This window comes from Bradyrhizobium sp. STM 3809 (genome assembly GCF_000239795.1).
Classification (GTDB): Bacteria; Pseudomonadota; Alphaproteobacteria; order Rhizobiales; family Xanthobacteraceae; genus Bradyrhizobium.
The window spans coordinates 1-809 of sequence record NZ_CAFJ01000619.1 but is presented as its reverse complement, the minus strand read 5'-3'; the positions used below and the strand labels follow the sequence as shown (position 1 = coordinate 809).

Genomic DNA, 809 nt, shown 5'->3' with positions numbered 1-809 from the left:
GATGGTCGACCAGCTCAACCGCTTCGCGGGCGAGGTGACCCGCGTCGCGCGCGAGGTCGGCACCGAGGGCCGGCTGGGCGGCCAGGCCAACGTGCCGGGCGTGGCCGGCACCTGGAAGGACTTGACCGACAGCGTCAACTCCATGGCCGGCAACCTGACCGCGCAGGTCCGCAACATCGCCGAGGTCACGACGGCGGTGGCGCGCGGCGACCTCTCGCGCAAGATCACGGTCGACGTGAAGGGCGAGATCCTCGAGCTCAAGAACACCATCAACACGATGGTCGATCAGCTCAACGCCTTCGCCTCCGAGGTGACGCGCGTCGCGCGCGAGGTCGGCACCGAGGGCAAGCTCGGTGGCCAGGCCGAGGTGCCCGAGGTCGCCGGCACCTGGAAGGACCTCACCGACAGCGTCAACTTCATGGCGTCGAACTTGACCGCGCAGGTCCGCAACATTGCCGAGGTGGCCACCGCGATCGCCGGCGGCGATCTGTCGAAGAAGATCACGGTCGACGTCCGCGGCGAGATCCTGCTGCTCAAGGACACCTTGAACACGATGGTCGAGCAGCTCCGCTCGTTCGCGGCCGAGGTGACCCGCGTCGCGCGTGAGGTCGGCACGGAAGGCCGCCTCGGCGGCCAGGCCGTGGTGCCCGGCGTCGGCGGCACCTGGAAGGACCTCACCGACAACGTCAACCTGCTGGCGGCGAACCTGACCACGCAGGTGCGCAACATCGCGGAAGTTACAACGGCGGTCGCCCGCGGCGACCTCTCTCGAAAGATCACCGTCGACGTGAAGGGCGAGATCCTGGAGC

At 68.6% G+C, this 809-nt stretch carries 1 protein-coding gene; it reads left to right on the top strand.

Features of this window, described 5'->3' with window-relative positions; genetic code table 11:
• On the top strand, nt 1-809 hold an 809-nt coding region (locus BRAS3809_RS27740), incomplete at both ends, for a HAMP domain-containing protein (protein ID WP_035659058.1).